Source organism: Cupriavidus sp. a3 (assembly GCF_051015765.1).
Classification (GTDB): Bacteria; Pseudomonadota; Gammaproteobacteria; order Burkholderiales; family Burkholderiaceae; genus Cupriavidus; species Cupriavidus oxalaticus_A.
On record NZ_CP170643.1, the window covers coordinates 3,075,470 to 3,097,604 of the forward strand.

Annotated in this window: 17 protein-coding genes and 1 pseudogene; 4 read left to right on the forward strand and 14 right to left on the reverse strand. The window is 67.4% G+C overall.

Annotation, left to right across the window (positions count from 1 at the left end; genetic code table 11):
* The 7 genes and pseudogenes from ACAD63_RS14795 to phaC all read right to left on the reverse strand — a co-directional run.
* A pseudogene (locus tag ACAD63_RS14795) lies at positions 1-805 on the reverse strand (acetyl-CoA C-acyltransferase); the annotation flags it as partial.
* A gap of 115 nt (positions 806-920) precedes the next feature.
* Entirely contained in the window at positions 921-2,300 is a 1,380-nt protein-coding gene (gene rimO / locus ACAD63_RS14800) for a 30S ribosomal protein S12 methylthiotransferase RimO (protein WP_135705032.1), read from the reverse strand.
* 144 nt (positions 2,301-2,444) lie between these two features.
* Entirely contained in the window at positions 2,445-3,413 is a 969-nt protein-coding gene (locus ACAD63_RS14805; RefSeq protein WP_135705031.1) for a tRNA dihydrouridine synthase, read from the reverse strand.
* A gap of 229 nt (positions 3,414-3,642) precedes the next feature.
* Complete coding sequence (gene phaR / locus ACAD63_RS14810) at positions 3,643-4,194, reverse strand: polyhydroxyalkanoate synthesis repressor PhaR (RefSeq protein WP_018004481.1); 552 nt, start codon at positions 4,192-4,194, stop codon at positions 3,643-3,645.
* A 425-nt stretch (positions 4,195-4,619) separates the two neighbouring features.
* Positions 4,620-5,360: a 3-ketoacyl-ACP reductase gene (locus ACAD63_RS14815; RefSeq protein ID WP_135705030.1), complete on the reverse strand. Its 741-nt coding sequence runs from the start codon at positions 5,358-5,360 to the stop codon at positions 4,620-4,622.
* A gap of 104 nt (positions 5,361-5,464) precedes the next feature.
* Positions 5,465-6,646, reverse strand: a complete 1,182-nt coding sequence (locus ACAD63_RS14820) for an acetyl-CoA C-acetyltransferase (protein ID WP_133096841.1) — start codon at positions 6,644-6,646, stop codon at positions 5,465-5,467.
* Positions 6,647-6,727: 81 nt separating this feature from the next.
* Positions 6,728-8,497, reverse strand: coding sequence for a class I poly(R)-hydroxyalkanoic acid synthase (gene phaC, locus ACAD63_RS14825; protein ID WP_135705029.1), 1,770 nt, complete (start codon positions 8,495-8,497; stop codon positions 6,728-6,730).
* A gap of 433 nt (positions 8,498-8,930) precedes the next feature.
* Here phaC and ACAD63_RS14830 point away from each other — a divergent pair, with 433 nt between their 5' ends.
* Complete coding sequence (locus ACAD63_RS14830; RefSeq protein WP_434032901.1) at positions 8,931-9,161, forward strand: hypothetical protein; 231 nt, start codon at positions 8,931-8,933, stop codon at positions 9,159-9,161.
* A 10-nt stretch (positions 9,162-9,171) separates the two neighbouring features.
* Here the strand turns inward: ACAD63_RS14830 and pgeF are convergent, their stop codons facing one another.
* Both pgeF and ACAD63_RS14840 read right to left on the reverse strand, forming a co-directional pair.
* The gene (gene pgeF / locus ACAD63_RS14835; RefSeq protein ID WP_434032902.1) at positions 9,172-9,975 is read right to left on the reverse strand and encodes a peptidoglycan editing factor PgeF; all 804 of its coding nucleotides are present in this window, start codon (positions 9,973-9,975) and stop codon (positions 9,172-9,174) included.
* The gene (locus ACAD63_RS14840; RefSeq protein ID WP_195429513.1) at positions 9,959-11,206 is read right to left on the reverse strand and encodes an RluA family pseudouridine synthase; all 1,248 of its coding nucleotides are present in this window, start codon (positions 11,204-11,206) and stop codon (positions 9,959-9,961) included. The genes pgeF and ACAD63_RS14840 overlap by 17 nt, the downstream gene beginning before the upstream one ends.
* Before the next feature lie 17 nt (positions 11,207-11,223).
* Here ACAD63_RS14840 and ACAD63_RS14845 point away from each other — a divergent pair, with 17 nt between their 5' ends.
* A complete protein-coding gene (locus ACAD63_RS14845; protein WP_133096836.1) occupies positions 11,224-12,054 on the forward strand; it encodes an outer membrane protein assembly factor BamD in 831 nt (276 codons plus the stop codon).
* Between the two features lie 84 nt (positions 12,055-12,138).
* Here ACAD63_RS14845 and ACAD63_RS14850 read toward each other — a convergent pair whose 3' ends face one another.
* The 3 genes from ACAD63_RS14850 to ACAD63_RS14860 form a co-directional block, all read right to left on the reverse strand.
* The gene (locus ACAD63_RS14850) at positions 12,139-14,298 is read right to left on the reverse strand and encodes an ATP-dependent DNA helicase (protein WP_434032903.1); all 2,160 of its coding nucleotides are present in this window, start codon (positions 14,296-14,298) and stop codon (positions 12,139-12,141) included.
* 70 nt (positions 14,299-14,368) lie between these two features.
* Complete coding sequence (locus ACAD63_RS14855; protein WP_013956445.1) at positions 14,369-14,572, reverse strand: DUF465 domain-containing protein; 204 nt, start codon at positions 14,570-14,572, stop codon at positions 14,369-14,371.
* Positions 14,573-14,607: 35 nt separating this feature from the next.
* Positions 14,608-15,411, reverse strand: a complete 804-nt coding sequence (locus ACAD63_RS14860; protein WP_135705024.1) for a hypothetical protein — start codon at positions 15,409-15,411, stop codon at positions 14,608-14,610.
* A gap of 143 nt (positions 15,412-15,554) precedes the next feature.
* On the opposite strand from ACAD63_RS14860, the gene ACAD63_RS14865 reads away from it, so the two are divergent.
* Entirely contained in the window at positions 15,555-17,900 is a 2,346-nt protein-coding gene (locus ACAD63_RS14865) for a Tex family protein (RefSeq protein WP_135705023.1), read from the forward strand.
* Between the two features lie 57 nt (positions 17,901-17,957).
* Here the strand turns inward: ACAD63_RS14865 and ACAD63_RS14870 are convergent, their stop codons facing one another.
* Positions 17,958-19,316 carry an ATP-binding protein gene (locus ACAD63_RS14870; RefSeq protein WP_135705022.1) on the reverse strand — a complete coding sequence of 453 codons (1,359 nt, stop codon included), beginning with the start codon at positions 19,314-19,316 and terminating at the stop codon, positions 17,958-17,960.
* Positions 19,313-19,984 carry a response regulator gene (locus ACAD63_RS14875; RefSeq protein WP_133096831.1) on the reverse strand — a complete coding sequence of 224 codons (672 nt, stop codon included), beginning with the start codon at positions 19,982-19,984 and terminating at the stop codon, positions 19,313-19,315. Before ACAD63_RS14875 ends, ACAD63_RS14870 begins: the two co-directional genes overlap by 4 nt.
* Positions 19,985-20,205: 221 nt before the next feature.
* On the opposite strand from ACAD63_RS14875, the gene ACAD63_RS14880 reads away from it, so the two are divergent.
* Positions 20,206-21,948: an ArnT family glycosyltransferase gene (locus ACAD63_RS14880; protein WP_195429654.1), complete on the forward strand. Its 1,743-nt coding sequence runs from the start codon at positions 20,206-20,208 to the stop codon at positions 21,946-21,948.
* Positions 21,949-22,135 lie beyond the last annotated feature (187 nt).

The window sequence follows — 22,135 nt, forward strand, 5'->3', positions numbered from 1 at the left end:
CCGGCATGGCCGTACGAGACCAGGCGCGCCAGCGGCTTCAGGCCGCGGCGCTCGGCCTCGGCGCGCTCCATCATCACCACTGCGGCGGCGGCATCGTTCAGGCCCGAGGCATTGCCGGCCGTGACGGTGCCGTTTTCCTTGGCGAACACCGGCTTGAGCTTGGTCATGTCGTCCATGGTCGCGTCATGGCGCACGTGCTCGTCGGTGTCGAACGTCACATCGCCCTTGCGGCCCTTGCTCACCACCGGGACGATCTGGTCCCTGAAATAGCCGGCCTTGATCGCGGCGGACGCGCGGCGGTGCGATTCCAGCGCGGCTTCGTCCTGCTGCGCACGCGAAATGTCGTATTCCCTGGCCACGTTCTCGGCCGTGACACCCATGTGGATGCGGTGGAACGGGTCGTGCAGCGCGCCCAGCATCATGTCGACCAGGCCGGCGTCGCCCATGCGGGCGCCCCAGCGGGCCGCGGGCGCCAGGTACGGGGCGCGGCTCATGCTTTCGGCACCGCCGCCGATGGCGACGTTGGCATCGCCCAGCAGGATGGTCTGCGCGGCGCTGACGATGGCCTGCAGGCCCGAGCCGCACAGGCGGTTCACGGTCAGCGCGGGCGCGTTGATCGAAACCCCGCCGTTGACCGCGGCAACGCGGCCCAGGTACATGTCGCGCGGCTCGGTCTGGATCACGTTGCCAGCGCCTCGCGCACCACCAGCGCGCCCAGTTCGGCCGGCGCCACGTCCTTCAGGCTGCCGCCAAAGGTCCCGATCGCGGTACGGACACCGCTCACCACTACGACTTCACGCGTCATGACTTGTCTCCCAGGAGGTTTGTTGCGCTGCACAGTATAGCGGCGCCCGCGCAGAAACGAACGACCGTACTTTTACCTAATCGCGCCGCGCCCCGCCTCGTCCGGCAGGACTAGCTCAGACCTCGCCCCACAGGTCGTGACCATCGGCGCCCGTGATCTTCACGTCGACGAACTCGCCTGCGCGATAGCGCTGCGAGGTACGCTCCGGCGGCGCGATATAGACCAGGCCGTCGATTTCCGGCGCATCCGCCGACGAACGGCCGATGCCGCCGTCCTGGTTGACCTCGTCGACCAGCACGCGCAGGGTCTGGCCGACCTTGCGCTGCAGCCGGCGCGCGGACACTTCCTCGGCCACTTCCATGAAGCGGGCGCGGCGCTCCTCGCGCACCTCGTCGGGCAGCGCGCCCGGCAGGTCGTTGGCCGTGGCGCCTTCCACCGGCGAGTATGCAAAGCAGCCGACGCGGTCCAGCTCGGCCTCGGCGATAAAGTCCAGCAGCGTCTGGAACTCGGCCTCGGTCTCGCCCGGGAAGCCGGCGATAAAGGTGCTGCGGATGGTCAGCTCGGGGCAGATCTCGCGCCAGGCACGGATGCGGTCCATGGTCTTTTCGGCGTTGGCCGGGCGCTTCATGCGCTTGAGCACGTCCGGGTGGGCGTGCTGCAGCGGCACGTCCAGGTACGGCAGCACGTGGCCGTTGTTCATCAGCGGGATGATCTCGTCGACGTGCGGGTACGGATAGACGTAGTGCAGGCGCACCCAGGCGCCGTACTGCGCGGCCAGTTCGCCCAGCGCCGCCACCAGTTCGGTCATGCGGGTCTTGAGCGGACGGCCGTTCCAGAAGCCGGTGCGGTACTTGACGTCGACGCCATAGGCGCTGGTGTCCTGCGAGATCACCAGCAGTTCCTTGACGCCGGCCTTGAACAGATTCTCGGCCTCCAGCATGACCTCGGCCACCGGGCGCGACACCAGGTCGCCACGCATCGACGGGATGATGCAGAACGAGCAGCGATGGTTGCAGCCTTCCGAAATCTTCAGGTAGGCGTAGTGCTTGGGCGTCAGCTTGATGCCGGCGGCCGGCACCAGGTCGGTAAACGGGTCGTGCGGCTTCGGCAGGTGCGTGTGCACGGCCTGCATCACTTCGCCCAGCGCATGCGGGCCGGTCACGGCCAGCACCTTGGGGTGCACCGACGACACGATGTCGTGCCCCGCCGCATCCTTCTTGGCACCGAGGCAGCCGGTCACGATGACCTTGCCGTTCTCGGTCAGCGCCTCGCCGATGGCGTCCAGGCTTTCCTGCACAGCCTCGTCGATAAAGCCGCAGGTATTGACCACCACCAGGTCGGCGCCGTCATAGGTGCCGCTGATGGCATAGCCCTCGGCGCGCAGCTGGGTGATGATCTGCTCGGAGTCGACCAGGGCCTTGGGACAGCCGAGCGAAACGAAACCCACGCGCGGACTACTGTCTTTCTGGGTCGTTGATTCTGAAGGGTTTTTCACGGTGCGATACGAATGTGGGGCAGGCGCGGCGGAGTATATCCGGTTATCGCGCGGGCGATCGGGCGCCAGGCGATGCAGGCCAATCGCGTATTTTACCCGTTTGCCAGTCTTTGCCGGCGCCTGACGCCACACTTGATGGCTGGTTCAGCCAGGAATCGGAGAGGCGCCGGGAACACTCAGCAGCAGACGCGCGATCTCGGCCGAGTCCTGCATGCGCCGGATTGCGTCATGCAGTTCGGTGGCCTGCGGCCAGGTCCGCTTCAGGTAGCTGAGCCAGAGCTTGACCCGGCCGTGCTCATGGCAGGACGAGATCCGTTCGTGCAGCTTCTTCAGGTACAGCGAGATCTGGCGCAGCACCAGCGGCCATTCGGCGGCGGACGGCGTGCGCTCCATCTGGCCGCGGATGCGCCGGACCAGGAAAGGGTCGGAGACCGCGCCGCGCCCGATCATCACATCGTCGCAACCGGTCACTGCGCAACAGCGCTCCCAGTCGGCGACGGTCCAGACGTCGCCGTTGGCAATGACCGGAATGTCGATGGCCTCGGCGATCCGCGCGATCCACTCCCAATGCGCGGGCGGCCGGTAGCCGTCGTCGCGCGTGCGCGCATGCACCACCAGCGACGCCGCCCCGCCCTCCGCCAGCGCGGCGGCGCAGTCCAGCGCGAGAGCGGTATCGGAAATGCCCAGCCGCATCTTGGCGGTCACGGAGATATGCGCCGGCACCGCGGCGCGTACTGCGGCCACGATGCGGTTCAGCAAGTCAGGTTGCCCGAGCAGCATGGCGCCGCCGCCATGCCGGTTGACGACCTTCGCCGGACAGCCGAAATTCAGGTCGATGCCGTGGGGCGACAAGGTCGCGGCATACGCGGCATTGCGCGCCAGCCATTCTGGGTCGCTGCCTAGCAGCTGGATCACCATCGGCGTACCGCTGTTGGTGTAGCCGCCCTGCAGGGTTTCGGGCGTATCGCGCTCATAGACACGGGCGGGAAGCAGCGAGCCCGTCACCCGCACGAACTCCGACACGCAGCCGTCGTAGCCGCCAAGGCCAGTCAGCACGTCGCGCAGGACGTAGTCCGCAAGCCCCTCCATCGGAGCGAGGATCAGCCGGCTCATGATCAGGAGTGCGCCAGGCGGCGTGCGCCGGCTTCGCGGGCGCATAAATGGCAAGGACGGTGGATTCTGGAAGGCATCGGGATTCGCGCTATGCAGGCGAGTCCGCAAATGAGCCGCCAGTTCAGGAGGTCGGCATTTTAACCGCTTTGGCCGCTGCGCTGCACGACGGGGCTGTTTATCGACAGCGCACAGGAAAAGCGGCAGGCCGAACGGCCCGCCGCCACGTCGATTACTTCTTGTCCGGCTGGTTGAACGGGAACGTCCCGAACATATTCTTGGCCTGGTTCTGCATCTGTTCCTGCATCTGCACGAACAGGTTCTTGCTCTGCTCGATGTAGTTGCTCATCATGCCCTGCATCATCGGGCCCTGCATGTTCATGAACTGCGACCACATGTCGGGGCTGAAGGCCTCGCCCGAATACAGGCCCTTGGAATTCTCGGCCAGCTTGTTCTGGATATCGATAAAGGCCTGGATGTTCTTTTCCAGGTAGGTGCCCATCATGCCCTGCATGGCATGGCCGTAGAACCGGATGATCTGCGACAGCATGGCACTGGAGAACATCGGCACGCCGCCGGTCTCTTCTTCAAGGATGATCTGCAGCAAGATGCTGCGGGTCAGTTCATCCCCCGACTTGGCGTCAACGACCTTGAATTCTTCGGAATCCATGACCAGCTGCTTGACGTCAGCCAGGGTGATATAGGTGCTGGTCTGGGTGTCGTAGAGCCTGCGGTTCGGATACTTCTTGATCAGTCGCTCTGCGCCTTTTTTGGTCGTGGCCATCGGTGCTCTGTCCTTGTGTCGTCGCTGATTGCGCGCTGCTGCACCGCATGGGGTGCACTGCGCAAATCGGTACCGCCTGCGCCATCTGTGTTTGTCGTGTCGGCTTGCCGCGGCGTGTTCGCGCATGGCTGCGCGTTGCGGCTTCGCCACCTCGCCCCCGCGAGGGCCGCACTGCACGACTATGGTGCTGGCTGCGCCGCTGCCCTGATTCTATGCCCAACACAGCACTAAGAAAAGCGACCCAGCTTAAGGAAAACCCGGTAAACCCACGCCAAATCGGCAGACAAACCGCTGCGCGGAAATGATTCGCGGGCCCTTGCGGCCCGCGAAAGAGACAGCGAAACCAAACCTCCGCCGCCTTGTGCGCCGCGCTGGCTGCACCGCAAAATGCGGCCGCCGGCGCGGTTGCCGATCACGCCGGCAGGTCAGCCCATGTGCAGGCCGCCGTTCAGCGAGAAGTCGGCGCCGGTCGAGAAACCGGACTCATCGGACGACAGCCAGGCGCAGATCGAAGCGATCTCGTCCGGCTCGCCCAGGCGCTTCACCGGGATCGTGGCGACGATCTTGTCGAGCACGTCCTGGCGGATCGCCTTGACCATGTCGGTGGCGATATAGCCCGGCGAAACGGTGTTGACCGTCACACCCTTGGTCGCCACTTCCTGCGCCAGCGCCATGGTGAAGCCGTGCAGGCCGGCCTTGGCGGTGGAGTAGTTGGTCTGGCCGAACTGGCCCTTCTGGCCGTTCACCGACGAGATATTGACGATCCGGCCCCAGCCACGGTCGACCATGCCGTCGATCACCTGCTTGGTGACGTTGAACAGCGAGGTCAGGTTGGTGTCGATCACCGCATCCCAGTCGGCGCGCGTCATCTTGCGGAACACCACGTCGCGCGTGATGCCGGCGTTGTTGATCAGCACATCGACCTCGCCAACCTCGGCCTTGACTTTGTCGAAAGCGGCCTTGGTCGAATCCCAGTCGGCAACGTTGCCTTCCGAGGCAACGAAATCGAAACCGAGCGCCTTCTGCTGCTCGATCCACTTTTCACGGCGCGGCGAGTTGGGGCCGCAGCCGGCCACCACACGAAAGCCATCCTTGGCCAGGCGCTGGCAAATGGCGGTCCCGATGCCGCCCATGCCGCCGGTCACATACGCAATGCGCTGAGTCATGTCCACTCCTTGATTGGCTCTTCGTTATCGTTGCCGGGCCCGCGAGGACCGCTGGCCCGGCCTACTGCTGATTCGTTGCCGCTTGATACCGAACTGGTTGCGGATCAGTTGCGCTCAACCGCCAGCGCCACGCCCATGCCGCCGCCGATGCACAGCGAGGCCAGGCCCTTCTTGGCGTCGCGGCGCTTCATCTCGTGCAGCAGCGTCACCAGGATACGGCAGCCCGATGCACCAATCGGGTGACCGATGGCGATGGCGCCGCCGTTGACGTTGACCTTGGAGGTATCCCAGCCCATCTGCTGGTGCACCGCCAGCGCCTGCGCGGCAAAGGCCTCGTTGATTTCCATCAGGTCGAGGTCCTGCGGCGTCCAGCCGGCACGCGACAGCGCGCGCTTGGAAGCCGGCACCGGGCCCATGCCCATCACCTTGGGATCGACGCCGGCGTTGGCGAAGCTCTTGATCGTGGCCAGCGGCGTCAGGCCCAGTTCCTTGGCCTTGGCCGCCGACATCACCACCACCGCGGCGGCGCCGTCGTTCAGGCCCGAGGCATTTGCCGCGGTCACCGAGCCGGCCTTGTCGAAGGCGGGCTTCAGGCCGGACATGCTGTCCAGCGTGGCGCCTTGGCGGACAAACTCGTCGGTCTTGAACGCGACCGGGTCACCCTTGCGCTGCGGGATCAGCACCGGCACGATTTCCTCGTCGAACTTGCCGGCCTTCTGCGCGGCCTCGGCCTTGTTCTGCGAGCCGACGGCAAATTCATCCTGCGCCTCGCGCGTGATGCCGTATTCCTTGGCGACGTTCTCGGCGGTAATGCCCATGTGGTACTGGTTGTACACATCCCACAGGCCATCGACGATCATGGTGTCGACCAGCTTGGTATCGCCCATGCGGAAGCCGTCGCGCGAGCCCGGCAGCACGTGCGGAGCGGCGCTCATGTTTTCCTGGCCGCCGGCCACCACGATCTCGGCGTCGCCGGCAGCGATGGCATTGGCCGCCAGCATCACGGCCTTCAGGCCCGAGCCGCAAACCTTGTTGATGGTCATGGCCGGCACCATAGCCGGCAGGCCGGCCTTGATCGACGCCTGGCGCGCCGGGTTCTGGCCCGAGCCGGCGGCGAGCACCTGGCCCATGATGACTTCGCTGACTTGTTCCGGCTTGATGCCGGCACGCTCCAGCGCCGCCTTGATGACTACTGCGCCCAGTTCGGGGGCCGGGATCTTGGCCAGCGATCCGCCAAACTTGCCTACTGCGGTACGGGCCGCGGAAACGATGACAACGTCAGTCATGGTGTAGTCCTTTCGATGGAAATGGAAAGCCTGCGCGGCAGCCGATGCCGCCAGTGTGGCGGCCCGGCCATCATGCAAGCATCATGCCTTGGCTTTGACGTAACGCCCAGGCGCGGGTTCGATCACGGGATAGCGCGCGTTGCCGTACTCGGCGGGCGCGGCGCGCTTGGCACCGGCATGGCCGGCAAGCCATGCCATCCAGTCTGGCCACCAGCTGCCGTGGTGCTCGGTGGCATCGGCCAGCCATTGCTGCGGCGATGCCGCCAGCTTGTCGTTGGTCCAGTGGCTGCGCTTGTTCTTGGCCGGCGGGTTGATCACGCCAGCGATATGCCCGGATGCGCCCAGCACGAAGCGCACCTTGTTCTTCAGCAGCGCGGTCGAGGCATAGGCGGCGGTCCACGGCACGATATGGTCCTCGCGCGAGCCGTAGAGATACGTCGGCGTGTCGATGCTGCCCAGGTCGACCGGCACGTTGCACACGGTCAGCTTGTTGGGCACCTTCAGCTCGTCCTGCAGGTAGGTGTGGCGCAGGTACCAGCAGTACCACGGGCCCGGCAGGTTGGTGGCGTCGCCATTCCAGAACAGCAGGTCGAACGGCACCGGCGTGTTGCCCTTCAGGTAGTTGTCGACCACGTAGTTCCACACCAGGTCGTTCGGGCGCAGGAACGAGAAGGTATTGGCCAGCTCCAGCCCGCGCAGCAGCGAGCAGGGTGCGCCGGCACCACCGCCCAGCGTGGCTTCGCGCAGCTGCACATGGGCTTCGTCCACGAACACGTCGAGGATGCCGGTATCGGCGAAATCGAGCAGCGTGGTCAGCAGCGTCAGGCTCGAGGCCGGATGCTCGCCGCGCGCGGCCAGCACTGCCAGCGCGGTCGAGACGATGGTGCCGCCCACGCAGAAGCCCAGCACGTTGATCTGGTCCTGGCCGCCGATATCGCGCGCAACCTCGATGGCCTTGATGGCGCCGTGCTCGATGTAATCGTCCCAGGTGGCGGCCGCAAGGCTGGCATCGGGATTGCGCCACGACACCAGGAACACCGTATGGCCCTGCTCCACCGCATGCCGCACCAGCGAGCTTTCCGGCTGCAGGTCAAGGATGTAGTACTTGTTGATGCACGGCGGCACCAGCAGCAGCGGGCGCGCATGGACCTTGGCGGTCAGCGGCTTGTATTGCAGCAGCTGGAAGTATTCGTTTTCATAGACCACCGCACCTTCGGTCACGGCAACGTTGCGGCCGACCTCGAACGCGGTCTCGTCGGTCTGCGAAATCTTGCCGCGCGTCAGGTCTTCGAGCATGTTGCGCACGCCGGCGCGCAGCGATTCGCCGCCCGATTCGATCAGCAGCCGCTGCGCTTCGGGGTTGGTGACCAGGAAATTGGCCGGCGACATGGCATCGACCCATTGCGAGATCGCAAAGCGGATGCGCTGGCGCGTCTTGGCATCGGCCTCGACAGCGTCGGCCAGCTCGGTCATGGCGCGTGCGTTGAGCAGGTAGAACGCGGCGGCGAAGCGATAAGGAACGTTATTGCGCCACGCCTCGCCGGCGAAGCGCCGGTCATGCAGCGGCCCCGCGGCGTCGGGATTACCCTCGGCCATGGCCTGCCACAAGGCCACGAAGTCGTTCATGTAGCGCTTCTGGATATCGCCCAGCTGCGCCGGGGCGATCTTCATGCCTGCGAGCGCGTCCAGGCCCGGAATGCCTGCGACGGCCGCATGGCCGTTACCTCCTGTGCCCTGCCACTGGCGGGACCATTCCAGCCATGTGGCTGGATCGAATGGCCCCGGCGTGAACTTGAACGGTTGGGACTTGCCTTCCTGGATGGAAGCTGCCGCACCTTTGCCGGTCGCCATGATGTGAATTGTCTCTCTGCCGTCACTATACGAACCGGCTCCGGGCATTGCCCTGGCCGGCACTTTTGCATTGGGAGATGCTATCCGGATGGACCCGGCGCGCGCCTCACCCGAACCGGGCAGGCTAGCCAGATAATTCGCCGGAACCCCGGCGCCGCGCTTGCGCGGCGGATTCCGCCCATCCCGATAGCAACTCCCTTTTTACCGGCTACCGCGGCGCTCTGGCTGGCAACGCCATGCGGTATGCTTGCCGGCAAAAACCCTTGGAATCGTCAGCGATCCCGAGACATTTGAGGCCATTGTTGCCTTGCAACGTATGTACTGTCAATGTGGAAATCCGTCCTGGCGAAACGGGCTCCCCGACCTACCGGACGGTATGCCACGCCTGCCTCCGCCGAGGCTCCGCAGGATAGGCGAGAAGGATGAAAATTTTATGTACATCGTAGCCATTGGCTGGCTCTATGTCGCGCTGATGATGGCGATCACCGAGCACACGGTGGTGGCGGGCGTCGCCACGTTCGTGTTCTATGGGCTGGCGCCGGTGGCACTGGTGCTGTACATCCTGGGCACGCCGGCGCGGCGGCGGCGCAAAGCGCAAGCCGAGCGCGCGGCGCAGGCCGGCGGCAATGCGCCGCCGGTGGCGGAAACACCGCGGGAGAAGTAGGACTGACGCCTCAGTCGGCCAGCCAGACCAGGCTGGCCATGCGGCCGGTCACGCCGTCGCGGCGATAGGAGTAGAAGCGCGCTGCGTCGGTGACGGTGCAGGCATCACCGCCATACACCTCGGTGCAGCCGGCCCGTGCCAGCCGCGTGCGCGCGAGTGCATAGATGTCGGCCAGGTACTTGCCCGGGGCACCGGCACGGAAAGCCGCCGCAACAGCGGCCTGCTCGCCGGCATGCGCCTGCGCCAGGAAGGCGTCGCGCACCTCGGCGCCGACCTCGAACGCATCCGGCCCGATGGCCGGACCCAGCCACGCCAGCCAGCGCTGGTCCTGACCGCCGGCCGCGGCCTGCATGCGGGCCAGCGTGGCTTCGATAACGCCATTGCACAGCCCGCGCCAGCCGGCGTGCGCCGCACCCACCACCGTGCCTTGCGCATCGCACAGCAGGACCGGCAAGCAGTCGGCCGTCATCACGGCGCAGACATGGCCCGGTGCGCTCGCGACACTGGCATCGGCCTGCGGGGCCTGATCGCCTGCACCGGCCACGTGGCCGGCCGTGACCACGGCGCAGCCATGCACCTGGTCAAGCCAGCGCGGCATCGACGGCAGGTGCGCGGCCAGCCGTTCCCGATTGCGCGCGACGTCCGCCGGATCGTCGCCCACATGCGTGCCCAGGTTGAGCCCGCCCGGCATGCCGCCGGCAAGCCCGTACGGTCCCTGGCTGACGCCGCCATGGCGTGTGGTCGAGAGCGCGCGCACGCGCGCCGGCGCCGGCCAGCCGGGCACCAGCCATTGGGAGTCAGGCGTCGCGCTCATCGTCTTCATCCTCGTCACCCTCGCCGGCATATTCCCAGTGGGCTTCACCGCCTTCCCACACCTCGTCCCAGGCCTCTTCTTCCTCTTCATCCTGCGCGCTTTCGAAGTCGAGCGCATCGACCAGTGCCTGCAGGTCCGCCGGCGGCTGCGCGGTCCACGACATGTGCCGGCCGGTGGCCGGATGCACCAGGCCAAGCTTGTACGCATGCAGCGCCTGGCGCTCGAACGGCACCGGCAGCGGCACGCGGATGGCCGGACGCTGGCCGCGCTGGGTCGCGCGGAAGTAGACCGGATCGCCCACCAGCGGATGGCCGATCGATTCGAAGTGCACGCGGATCTGGTGCGTGCGCCCGGTCTCGAGCTTGCACATCACCATCGAGACAAAGCTGCGGCCCAGCGGCACCGTGGCCAGCGTGCGGAAATGCGTGCGCGAGGGCTTGCCGCTGGCCGTATGCACCACCGCCATGCGCGTGCGTTCGCGCGCGTCGCGGCCGATCGGCGCGTCGATGGTGCCCTCGTCGTAGGTGCGGCCCCACACCAGCGCAATGTACGTGCGCTTGACCGTGCGCGCCTGCAGCTGGCGCACCAGGTCGGTCTGCGCGGTCAGGGTGCGCGCGACCACCATCAGGCCAGATGTTTCCTTGTCGAGCCGGTGCACGATGCCCGCACGCGGCAGGGCGCTGGCGGCCGGGTCGCGATGCAGCAGCCCGTTGAGCACGGTGCCGCTCCAGTTGCCGGCGGCCGGATGCACCACCAGCCCGGCGGGCTTGTTGATGATCAGCAGCGTGTCGTCTTCATAGACCACGTCCAGCGGCACATCCTCCGGCGCAAAGGCAGAAGATTCGGGCGCGGCCTGCGGCTGCACCTCGATGCGGTTGCCCATCTGCACCGCATCGCGCGGGCGCCGCACCTGGCCGTCAACGCGCACCGCGCCGCTTTCGATCCACTGCTGCAGGCGGCTGCGCGAGAACTCGCTGAAGTGACGCGCGAGCAATTTGTCGAGGCGTTCGCCATGCGCGGCACTGTCCACCTCCAGGGACAGCGTTACCCCGGCCTCGGCGCCCGGCGCGGCATTGGCCGGCGCGGCCTCGGCAAGGTCCTCGAATTCCTCGGAATCGGCCACGGCTGCGGCGGCGCGCACCTGTTCGGGTGGCAGTCCTCCCACACCCGCGCCCGGTCGGGCTTGAGGTTGGGGGCTTGGGCTATAATGCTTTACGCTATTTTTCTTCATCCGGGATACGATTGCCCATGCAATTGCAGAGCATGAAACGCGCGCCGTGGCGCGCGACAATTGGAGCGGTTCTGCTCGCAGGCGGCTGCGTCATGCTGTCGGCATGCGGCCTGCTGGCGGACCAGCCCGACGAAACTGCCGGCTGGTCGGCCAACAAATTATATTCGGAAGCCAAGGACGCACTGGATGGCGGCGACTACACCCGCGCCGTCAAGCTGTACGAAAAGCTCGAAGGCCGCTATCCGTTCGGGCGCTATGCGCAGCAGGCGCAGATCGACACCGCCTACGCCAACTACAAGGACGGCGAGACGGCCGCAGCGCTGGCCGCGGTGGACCGCTTTATCCAGCTGCACCCGAACCACCCCAACATCGATTACGCCTACTACCTCAAGGGGCTGATCAACTTCAACGACAACCTGGGCTGGCTGGGCCGCTTCTCCGGCCAGGACCTGAGCGAGCGCGACCCCAAGGCCGCACGCGCCGCCTACGACGCGTTCAATACGCTGGTCACCAAGTACCCGGACAGCAAGTACACCCCCGACGCCGCGCTGCGCATGCAGTACATCGTCAACTCGCTGGCCCAGCACGAGGTGCATGCCGCGCGCTACTACTACAAGCGCGGCGCCTACCTGGCCGCGGTGAACCGCGCGCAGCAGGCGCTGAAGGACTATGACGGCGCGCCGGCTAACGAGGAAGCGCTGTACATCATGATCCGTTCGTACGATGCGCTGGGCATGAAGGACCTGCGCGACGATACCGCCCGCGTGATGGAGAAGAACTTCCCGGAAAGCGACTTCATCAAGTACGGCGAACGCCGCAAGGACAAGTCCTGGTGGGAAGTGTTCTGAACCTCGCCAACGCCCACGGGCGGCGATAAAAAAACGGGACGTGTCGCATGACCGTCCCGTTTTTGCTTTCCAGGGGTGCGCCCTTCAGTCTTCCGCGCCCGCTTCCGCGGCACGCGCCGCCTTGCCCTCCCCGCGCAGCGATTCCAGGAAGCGCACCACCGTGGCCGCCTCGCGCGTGCGCGTGAACGGCGGCAGGCTCTGCCAGATCTGGCGGCCATAGGGCTTTTCCACCAGCCGGGTGTCGAAGATGGCCAGCACGCCGCGGTCGGACTCCGAGCGGATCAACCGCCCCGCGCCCTGCTTCAGCGTGATCACCGCATGCGGCAGCTGGTGCGCGGCAAACGGACTCAGCCCCTTCTTCTGCAGCACTTCCATGCGCGCGGCCAGCACCGGGTCGTCGGGCGGCGCGAACGGCAGCTTGTCGATGATCACCAGCGACAGCGCCTCGCCGCGCACGTCCACCCCTTCCCAGAAACTCTGGCTGCCCACCAGCACGGCGTTGCCCAGTTCGCGGAAGCGATCGAGCAGCTCGGTGCGGCTGGCCTGGCCCTGCACCAGCAGCGGCAGGTTCAGCCCGCGCTCGGCGAAGGCGTCGTAGAGCAGGTCGGAGGCGCGCTGCACCGCGCGCAGCGTGGTGCACAGCAGGAAGGTGCGCCCGCCGGCCGCTTCGATCAGCGGCAGCGCGGCCTGCACCACGGCATCGGTGAACTGCGGCGACTGCGGGGCGGGCATGTCGCGCGGCACATACAGCAGCCCCTGCTTCGCGTAGTCGAACGGACTCGGCAGCGTCAGCGAACGGTCCTTGTCGAGACCAAGCTGGGCTGCATAGTGCGTAAAGTTGCCCTTGACCGACAGCGTGGCCGAGGTAAAGACCCACGCACGCGGCTGGCCGCCGCGCTGGCGCGAGAAAATCGGCGCGATCGACAGCGGGGTTCGGTGCAGCTGCACGGTGTGGGAGAACACTTCGACCCAGCGTACGGTTTCAGCGGGCGCCGGCGCCTGGGCTGCCTCGCCGCCTTCACTGCCCTCGCCTGCCGGTGCGGCGGGCGCGGCAACGACATCGCTGCGCCATGCCGCCAGCCGCTCGGCCAGCTCCAGCGCGCGCCGGTGGCACTGCTGCAGCGATTCGGCGCGCTCCGCCTGGCTTTCCAGCATCTCGACGAAGGCGGACAGCGCCTCGTCCAGCGCATCGAGCGTTTCATTGAAGGGCTCGGCAATGCGGCGGTCGGCCTCGATCTGGCCCAGCGCCAGCCGCGCGTTGTCCTTGCCGAACGCCAGCCGCAGGTCGCGCGCGGCACGCTCCAGCGGCGCGCCCAGCGCCACCCAGTCGACCGCATCGCGCGCATGCGACAGGCCTTCGGCCACCGTGTCGCGGGCCAGCTCGAGCAGCTGGCTGGTCGACAGCGTTTCGCCGAAGAACAGCGTCGCAGTCTCGGGCAGCTGGTGCGCTTCGTCGAAGATCACGGTGTTGGCGGCAGGCAGCAGCTCGGCCATGCCGGTATCGCGCAGCACCACGTCGGCGAAGAACAGGTGATGGTTGACCACCACCACGTCGGCCTGCTGCGCTTCCTTGCGCGCGCGCATCACGAAGCAGTCCTTGTAGAACGGGCACTCCGAGCCCAGGCAGTTGTCGCGCGTCGACGTCACCATCTGCCACACCGGCGCGTTCTCGGGCACGGCGGCCAGCTCGGCCTTGTCGCCGGTCTTGGTTTCCTTGACGAAGCGACCGATGTCACGCAGCCACGCGGCGTCCTGGCGCGATGCCAGCCGCCCGGCCGCCTGCGCGCGTTCGAGGTGATAGTGACAGACGTAGTTGGCGCGGCCCTTGAGCAAGGCCACCGAGACCGGCACGTTCAGCGCATGGCGCACCGTCGGGATATCGCGCAGGAACAGCTGGTCCTGCAGGTTCTTGGTGCCGGTGGACAGGATGACCTTGCCGCCCCACAACATGGCCGGCACCAGGTAGGCGTAGGTCTTGCCGGTGCCGGTGCCGGCCTCGACGATGACGGTGTCGTTGGACGCGATCGCCTCGGCGACGGCATCGGCCATCTTGTGCTGCGAAGCGCGCGGCCGGTAGCCCGGGATGGCCTGCGCCAGCGTGCCGGTATCGGCAAAGATGGTGCCAAGCTCGGCGCTGCGGCTGGCTGCGGCGTCCATGGCGCTGGCGGCGACGTCATGCAGGTCCGTGGCGTCGTCCGCACTGGCGGCATCGTCTTGCTCGGGGGAATCGGAAAGGTCGGACAAGGTGGGGGAATACTTTGTGTAAGCCGCCGGTCGGTGTGCCGGCGGCATCTGGTGCGGGCGGCCCGGATGCTCAGGCCGGCACGTCGGGTTCCAGCTGCAATTGCAGCAGCGTGATGGCGTCCTTCAGCTTCAGCCGGCGCTTCTTCAGGCGGCGCAGTTGCAGCTCGTCATGGACGGCGTCGCTCGCGAGCCGGTCGATCAGGAAGTCCAGGTCGCGGTGCTCGATCTGCAACTCCATGATGCGCCGCTCCAGGGTATTCAGGTTGCTGTCCATGTGCGCCTCCGCTGTACGGTCACAGTGCGATCGGCTCAGAAGCCGAACGGGCGCGGCGCCGACGCCTGGCCCTGCTGCTCCTTGGCCTTGGCGCGCCGCTCTTCCAGTTCCTTCTGGCGCCGCTCGAGGTCGCGTTGCTTGGCCTCGTACGCCTTCACGTTTTCCTCGCGCTGGCGCGCCTGCTCGGCGCCCTTTTGCTGCGCCTCCTTCATCTTGGCGTCATAGTCGGACTGCTTCTGCTGGTACGCCTGCGCATTGGCGGCACGCTGCGGCGCTTCACCCTGGCGTTGCGCGTCGCGCAGTTGCTGTTCCTGCTGCTTCTTCTCGAACGCGGCGCGGCTGGACTGCTCGCTGGCGGCACGCTGCGGCTGGCTGGCCTCGAATTCGGCCCGGCGCAGCGCCTGCTCGCGGTCGCGCTCGGCAGCGCGGTGCGCGCGTTCGGCCTCGCCGACTTCCAGTTCGCGCTTGCGCAGCACCTGCAACTCCTCGCGCTGGACTTCCTTGGCCTTGTCGATGCAGCTGTTGACGAAGAACTTGCTGTAGCACTCGTGCTCGGCCGCGGAAAAACGGTAGTTGGTCCAGGCGCGGGAATCGCCGATGGCCTTGCGTTCGGCACCGAAGTCGCGCGGAGCTCCGGCGGCCGGCGCAGAAGCTTGCGCCAGCGCCGGTCGCACCGGCATCAGCGCGGCGCCGGAGGCGAGCGCCAGCACGGCCAGGCTGGCAGCCTGGAAAAGGACGGATTTCGGCACGTTGGCGACAGTTGGCATGGCCGGCGAGGTGGCGGGAGAAGTTACCGCGGAAGTAGCCAGGGCGGCGGCCTGACGGGGCTTGACGATCATGACGGGATTCTAGCATCCGGGCCGCCTGGCGGCCTGCCCCGCACATGCCGGTAACGCCCCTTGCGCGAAGCCGGCGGCAAGCGTGGCCGAACTGCGGCGCGCTTGTGGCAAAATGCCCCGCTTTCGACCGACTGCGTTTTCAGATGTCCAACCTGCCCGCTTCCGTCTCGCAAAAAATCGTGTCGCTCATCGCGGCTGAACTGTCCGTGCAGCCGCGCCAGGTCGCGGCCGCCGTGGACCTGCTCGACGAGGGCGCCACCGTCCCGTTCATCGCCCGCTACCGCAAGGAAGTGACCGGCAACCTGGACGACACGCAGCTGCGCAACCTGGAAGAGCGACTGCTCTACCTGCGCGACATGGAAGACCGCCGCGCGGCCATCCTGGCGTCGATCCAGGAGCAAGGCAAGCTCACGCCCGAGCTGCAGGCTGCCATCGAGGCCGCCGAAACCAAGCAGACGCTGGAAGACCTCTACCTGCCCTACAAGCCCAAGCGCCGCACCCGCGCCCAGATCGCGCGCGAATGCGGACTGGAACCGCTGGCGCTGGCGCTGCTGGCCGACCCCACGCTGGACCCGCAGGCCGAGGCCGCCAGGTACGTCAACGGCAACCCGACCGCCGACGGCGGCGTGCCCGATGTGAAGGCCGCGCTGGACGGCGCGCGCGACATCCTGTCCGAGCAGTTCGGCGAGACCGCCGAGTTGCTGGGCAAGCTGCGCGAACACCTGTGGAACAACGGCGTGGTCGCCTCCACCGTGATGGAAGGCAAGGAAACCGCCGAGGAAGAGAAGTTCCGCGACTACTACGCCTACAGCGAAACCATCCGCACGGTACCGTCGCACCGCGCGCTGGCGCTGTTCCGCGGCCGCAATTCGGGCGTGCTGATGGTCAAGCTGGGCCTGGGCGAAGAACAGGACGCGCTGGTGCCGCACCCGTGCGAAGGCATGATCGCGCGCCATGTCGGCATCCAGCAGCTGGGCCGCCCCGCCGACAAGTGGCTGGGCGACGTGTGCCGCTGGTGCTGGCGCGTGAAGGTGCAGCCGCACCTGGAAACCGAGCTGCTGACGCAGCTGCGCGAAACCGCCGAAAGCGAAGCCATCAAGGTGTTCGGCCGCAACCTGCATGAACTGCTGCTGGCCGCGCCGGCCGGGCCCAAGGCCGTGATGGGCGTCGACCCAGGCATCCGCACCGGCTGCAAGATCGCGGTGGTCGACAGCACCGGCAAGCTGCTCGACACGGCCACCATCTACCCGCACGAGCCGCGCCGCGACTGGAACGGTTCGCTCGCCACGCTGGCCCGCCTGGCGAAGCAGCACAACGTCGCGCTGGTCTCGATCGGCAACGGCACCGCCAGCCGCGAGACCGACAAGCTGGTGCAGGACCTGATGAAGCAGATGCCCGAGCTGAAGCTGACCAAAATCGTGGTCAGCGAGGCCGGCGCATCGGTCTACTCGGCGTCGGAACTGGCCGCCAAGGAATTCCCGGACCTGGACGTGTCGCTGCGCGGCGCGGTGTCGATCGCACGCCGCCTGCAGGACCCGCTGGCCGAACTGGTCAAGATCGATCCCAAGTCGATCGGCGTGGGCCAGTACCAGCACGATGTGAACCAGCGCGAACTGGCGCGTACCCTCGATGCCGTGGTGGAAGACTGCGTGAACGCCGTGGGCGTGGACGTCAACACCGCCTCGGCGCCGCTGCTGGCGCGCGTATCGGGCCTGAACACGGTGCTGGCGCGCAATATCGTCGAATACCGCGATGCCAACGGCGCCTTTGCCAACCGCAATGCGCTGAAGAAGGTGCCGCGCCTGGGCGACAAGACCTTCGAGCAGGCGGCCGGCTTCCTGCGCATCAACGATGGCGACAACCCGCTGGACCGCTCATCGGTGCACCCGGAAGCCTATCCGGTGGTGCAACGCATCCTGGACGCCATCAAGAAGGGCCTGCGCGACGTGATGGGCAACCGCGAAGCGCTGCGCGGCCTGTCGCCGGAAAAGTTCACCGACGAGTCGTTCGGCCTGCCGACCGTGCGCGACATCCTGTCCGAGCTGGAAAAGCCCGGCCGCGACCCGCGCCCCGAGTTCAAGACCGCGACCTTCCAGGAAGGCGTGGAGGACGTGAAGGACCTGCAGCCCGGCATGGTGCTGGAAGGCGTGGTCACCAACGTGGCGGCGTTCGGCGCGTTCGTCGATATCGGCGTGCACCAGGACGGCCTGGTTCACATCTCGGCGCTGTCGAACAAGTTCGTCAAGGACGCGCACGAAGTAGTCAAGGCCGGCCAGATCGTCAAGGTCAAGGTGATGGAGGTCGACGTCAAGCGCAATCGCATTGGACTGTCGATGCGGCTGGACGACGAGCCGGGCCAGGCGGCACCGCGAGCCGGCGGCGGCGACCGCGGCGGCCAGCGTAACGGCGGCAAGGGCTCCGGCGGCGGCCGCCGCGAGCCGGAGCCGGCGGGCGCGATGGCAGCGGCATTTGCCAAGCTCAAGCGCTGAACGGCACGCTCCACGCAAAATCAAGGACGCCCCGCACGAAACTGTGCGGGGCGTTTTTCATTGCGCGCCGCCGCGGGCGATCGTCACGACCAGTCCGGTCGCGCCGTCGGTCCGGTTGGCAAAGGCAAGGTCGAGTCCGTGCAGCCTCGCCACGCGCAGGGCGATGGAAACGCCGAGGCCATGCCCATGCTCGCGGTGCGCCCCGCCCCCGCGGAAGAAGCGGTCGCCGAGCCGCGCCAGCACATCGGGCGCGATGCCCGGCCCCTGGTCGCGCACGGAAATACCGCCCGGCTCGAAATCCACCGTGACCAGCGCGCCCGGCGGGCTGTAGCGGATGGCATTGTCGAGCAGGTTGCGCAGCAGCAGGGACAGCAGGTTGGCATCGCCCGCGACCGGCAGCGGTTCGCCGCCCTGCTCCGGCCATTCGAGCTCCACATCGACCTGCTTCTGCTGCGCCAGCGCCAGGCAGTCCGACAGCGCCTGCTGCGCCACCGGCAGCCAGCTGACCGGCTGGCGCGACGGCAGCGCCGAGGCATCCTCCAGCCGGCTCAGCGTCAGCAGCTGCGATACCAGCCGGCTGATGCGGTCGATGCCGGCGGCGACGTTGGCGCGGGCCCGGTCGCGCTCTACGGCGTCCGGCGAGCGCTCGGCAAGCTCCCATTGCGCCCTCAGCGCGGCCAGCGGCGTGCGCATCTCGTGCGCGGCGTCGGCGGTCAGGCGGCGCTCGTGCTCGATCGAATCCGACACGCGCTCCAGCAGCCGGTTCATCGCGTGGACCAGCGGTACCAGCTCGCCAGGCACCGCCGCCAGGCTGAGCGGCTGGCGATCGTCGGGCGCGCGCCGTTCGATGTCGGCCGACAACGCCCGCACCGGCGCCATCGCGCGGCGCGTGAACCAGATCAGCAGCGCGATCAGCAGCGGCAGGCCCGCGGCCCATGGCAGCACCTGCGCGGCGATATAGGACAGGATCAGCTCGTTGCGCTCGGCCAGTTGCTGGCCGACGCAGACACGCCAGCCGGTATCCGGATCGTCGAGGTAGTACAGCCGCCAGCGCTGGTGGTCGAGCACGGTATCGGTAAAGCCCTTCGCGCCCGGCGCGCGCGGCAGCAGGTCGCCCTCCGGATCGATATGCAGCGGCTGCCCGTTTGGCAGCCACGCGGCGATGGCGAGGTCGCCGAGGCCGGCATCGCCCTGGTCGCCTTCCACCAGCTGCGGCAGCCGCGTGCGCGACGGCCCGGCGGCAAGGTCGACCATCGGCGCCACCGAGTGCATCTGCAGCGCCATGCGCACCATGTCGGTGTCATACAGCTCGTTGATCTCATGCCGGGCGCGCACGTAGGTCAGGCCGATGGTCAGCAGCCAGACCACCGGCGTGGCGATCAGCACGGCCAGGATAAGCCGGCGCTGCAGCGTCATTGGCAGTCCTCGGCTGCGCCCAGCGTGTAGCCCGCGCCGCGGAAGGTGCGCACGATCCTGGGATGGATCTTTCGGCGCAGGTGGTGGATGTGGACTTCCAGCGCATTGCTTTCCACGCCGCCCTGCCAGTCATAGAGCTTGTCGCGCAGGAAATCGCGCGTCAGCAGGCGGTTGGGGTGTGCCAGCAGCAACTCGAGCAGCATGGCTTCGCGGCTGGTCAGCTCCACCGGCGTGCCGGCCCAGTATGCCTGCCGGCGGGCGGGATGGAATTCCAGCGCGCCGTGCTTCCACACCGGCGACGACATCCCCACGGCGCGGCGTGTCACGGCGCGCAGGCGCGCGGCCAGTTCGTCGAGCGCGACCGGCTTGACCAGGTAGTCATCGGCGCCGGCATCGAGCCCGCCGATGCGGCTTTCGATCGCATCGCGCGCGGTCAGGACGATCACGGGAATGCGGCAGCCGCGCGCGCGCCAGCGCGCCAGCAGCGCCATGCCGTCCTCGCCGGGCAGGCCGAGGTCCAGCACCACGGCGTCATAGCCGGCCATCTCGAGCGCATGGTCGGCCTCTGCGGCGGTGCTGAACCAGTCGACCGCATAGTCCAGCAGCTGCAGCCCGCGCCGCAGGCCGTCGCCGAGCATGGGGTCGTCTTCAACAATAAGGATTCTCATGTTCCGGGTTGTTATGCGGCCGTCACGCCACGCAGGGGATCGATTGTGCGCTTGCAAGCTTAATGTGCCATTAAGGTTGCCGGCTTATCCTCGCGCTCGCATTGCCAGGCCTTGTCCTGTTCAACGCCGCGCCTGGCGCCGGCGCCGACAAGGCCGTCAACTCTTCCGCCCGCGCCGCCTTGCCGTCACACCTGCCCTCCAGCCCTGCCAGCCCCGCCGTTCTGCCACACGCCGAGCGCCTCGCCGCGCGGCCCGACCATGCCGTGCGCGTGGCAGGCATTCCCGCCATTGCGCTCGCGCTCGCGGTGCTGGCGTTCGCGCTGCTGTGGTTCGGCACGCTGGGGGCACGCCACCTGCTGGGACCGGATGAAGGCCGCTACGCCGAGATCGCGCGCGAGATGCTGGCCACCGGCGACTGGGTCACGATCCGCTATGACGGGCTGAAGTACTTCGAGAAGCCGCCCTTCCACCTGTGGGTGACGGCAGTGTCATATACGCTGTTCGGCATCGGCGAATGGCAGGCGCGGCTGTGCGTCGCGCTTGCCGGCCTGGCCGGCGTGGCGGCATCGATGCTGGCGGCGGCGCGCTGGTTCGGCGCGCGCGCGGGATGGCTGGCGGGGCTAGTGCTGGCATCGGCGCCGATGTGGAATGCCGCGGCACACTTCAATACTCTCGACATGACGCTCTCCGGCGTCCTGGCCTGCGCCCTGGCGGGCATGCTGCTGGCGCAGCACCCCCGCACCACGCCAACGTCGCGACGCAACTGGATGCTGGCATGCTGGACGGCGATGGGTATCGCGCTGCTGACCAAGGGGCTGGTCGGGGTGGTGCTGCCGGGACTGGCACTGGTGGCGTACACCTGCGTCACGCGTGACCTGGCGCTGTGGCGGCGCCTGCATGCGCTGGCGGGCATTGCGGTGATGCTGCTGGTGGCGGTGCCGTGGTACTGGCTGGTGGCACGTCGCAACCCCGAGTTCCTGCACTTCTTCTTCGTGCACGAGCACTGGCAGCGCTACACGTCGACGGTGCATGCGCGCCAGGGTCCGCCGTGGTACTTCGTGCCGCTGGTGCTGGGCGGGTTCATGCCGTGGCTTGGGGTGCTGCCCGCAATGGTCCGCACCGTCAGGCATCGCGCCGGGGCCAGCGTGACCACCGTGACCACCACCATGACAATCGGCCCGGCACCGTTCCAGCCCGCGCTGATGTGCGCTGCGTGGGCATTGTCGATCTTCGCCTTCTTCAGCCTGTCAGGCTCCAAGCTGCCCGGCTACATCCTGCCGGTGTTCCCGGCGCTGGCGATCCTCGCCGGTGCCGCGCTGGCGCAAACCGGCGTGCCGGCGTGGCGCACGCAGCTTTGGGCGATGCTGGCGATCGGCGCGCTCGGGCTGCTGGCGAGTCCCGTGGTGGCGAACCTCGATTCCAACAACACACCGAACGTGCTCTATCGCGCCTACGCCGTATGGGTGACGATGGCGTTTGCCCTCATCTGCGCCGGCACGCTCGCCGCGCTGTGGCTGCTGCGCCGGCACGGGCGCATGGCAAGCATCACGGCTTACGCGCTGGGCATGCTGCTGGCATTCACCGTTGCCCTGCTCGGCCATGAGGCCATCGGCCGCTCGGCCTCGGGCATCGCCCTGGCTGCGCCGATCGAGCGCGTGCTGCGGCCCGGCATGCCGCTCTATGGCGTGGGCATGCTCGACCATACATTGCCCTTCTACCTGCGGCATCCGCTCACCATGGTGGCGCAGCCCGATGAACTGGCCTTCGGCACGGAGCAGGAGCCGCAGAAGTGGCTGCCGACCATCGACGCCTTTGTCGATGCGTGGCAGCACGGCCCGCGTGCCGTGGCGCTGTTGTCGCCGCGGACGTTTGCCGAACTGAGCGCGCGCGTGCCGATGCATGTGATCGCGCGCGACTGGCGGCGCGTGGCCGTGGCCAACTTCCCCGTCGCCGGCGTGCGCTAGCGTGCTGCCGGTGTTTCGTGCCGCACTCGTGCGGCACGCTTCTTTTCGATGCGATCGTCAACACAATGCAAGGCAAGAAAGTACTGATTCTCGGCGTCAACGGCTTCATTGGCCATCACCTGACGCGCCGCATCCTGGAAACCACGCCGTGGGAGGTCTACGGCATGGACATGAACACGGACCGCCT